This is a genomic window from Chitinophaga sp. (assembly GCF_036566945.1).
Lineage (GTDB): Bacteria > Bacteroidota > Bacteroidia > Chitinophagales > Chitinophagaceae > Chitinophaga.
Genome location: NZ_DATCVJ010000094.1, coordinates 1 through 1,548, shown reverse-complemented (window position 1 = coordinate 1,548; position 1,548 = coordinate 1). Strand labels below are relative to the sequence as shown.

Sequence of the window (1,548 nt, the reverse complement as noted above, 5' to 3'; positions counted from 1 at the left end):
TAATAAAAGTTTCCAATCTAGGTATCATTCTGGAATTATAATTTTTTTATTCCTTACATCTTGAGTCAATTGAGAGAACTTAGCTTGAATATCTGCAGGGATCTTATTCTGAAATCCATGAAATGGCGCAATGTATACAATTCCATCCTCAGTAGTTGAATTCTCTGTCAATTCTAGTCCGGGAGTAAAGATCATTCCTGTAAAGTTGTTTCCATATATCATCTTAAAAATAGAATCGTATGCCTTTATCGGATCTAGGACAAAAGACGTCACTACGGTATCTGGAGCTAATTTATTCTGATCTGATACAGCTCCAAAGGCGTAGATACCTTTCTCCTTAGCTGCTTGAATTACACCTTGTCCAGACGTATCAGCTACATGCAATAGAAAGTCTGCGCCTTCTTTAATCTGAGAGAGTGCTGCTGACCTGCCCTTAGACTCGTTATCCCAGTCCCCTAAGTAAGTTTCAAATACTCTGGTTGTAGAATTGACATGCAAAGCTCCCTGTTTGTAGCCTTCGTAAATGTTCTTTAGATTGGGATATTTCTCATCTCCTCCAATAAAACCAATCGTATGGTTCTTTGAGAGCATGCCTGCAAGCGCGCCAAGAAGATAAGCTGCTTCCTGCTGCCTTGGGAATATTGAAGCTACGTTTTCAGATTTTACTTGCCCAGTGAACACAATAAATTTTATATCAGGATATTTTTGTGCTACTTTAATAACAGGATCTCCCCACTCATATCCCTGTGCTATGATAATATCATAATCTCTATCTGCATAGTCCTTGAGAGTCGTTTCTATATTAGGAATTGATACGTTATCTAGGAAACTTACTTCATATCCATACTTGGAAATTATTTCTTGACCCGCATTATAAGCAAACGCCCCCCAGCCAGCATCGCTAAAAAGGCCATCGGTTAGATAAGCTACCTTTAATGATTGATTTGCAGAACTAGGTGTTTGAGATGATTTGTTTTGTGCCTGGGCATATGCATTTTGAAAAGAGACAGAAGAGCACATTATTATTGCAATCCATGTAACCAAAACGGCAGCTAAGATGACAGACACCAATATTTTTCGACTGGACAATATTTGCATTGAATCTCTATGATGAATCCGTATCATTATGCTCAACACTATCTTGATCTGAAAGGGGTAAAGTAAAGATAAAAGTTGTGCCAAGATGAGAACTAGCTTCAGCCCATATGCTCCCACCATGTGCTTCAACGATGCTTTTTGCAATAAATAAACCCAGTCCAGTTCCTCTATCGGATTTTGTTACAAATTTGAAAAATAATTTAGGAAATATTTCAGGATGTATTCCAATTCCAGTATCCTTTACGAGAACCTTAACCATATCTGATTCGAGTTGTGTTGTAACTGTAATCGATCCTTTTTTGGTAAATTTGCCAGCGTTATCAAGTAGATTTTGCATGACCTGATTTAATCTCAGCCTGTCACCTTTCACATAAATTGGTTTGTTTACACCTTCATAACTTACTATGAGATCCTTGTAGATAAACTGAATATTTCGTTTAAAATCTTCAA

The 1,548-nt window shown here is 37.3% G+C and carries 2 protein-coding genes; both read right to left on the bottom strand.

Translation table 11 applies throughout. From position 1 onward, the window contains the following. Positions 1–24: 24 nt before the first annotated feature. Entirely contained in the window at positions 25–1,044 is a 1,020-nt protein-coding gene (locus tag VIP81_RS02715; protein WP_331956942.1) for a BMP family protein, read from the bottom strand. A gap of 61 nt (positions 1,045–1,105) precedes the next feature. Continuing rightward, positions 1,106–1,548: HAMP domain-containing sensor histidine kinase (locus VIP81_RS02710; RefSeq protein ID WP_331956941.1), on the bottom strand; the 443-nt coding region annotated here is incomplete at its 5' end.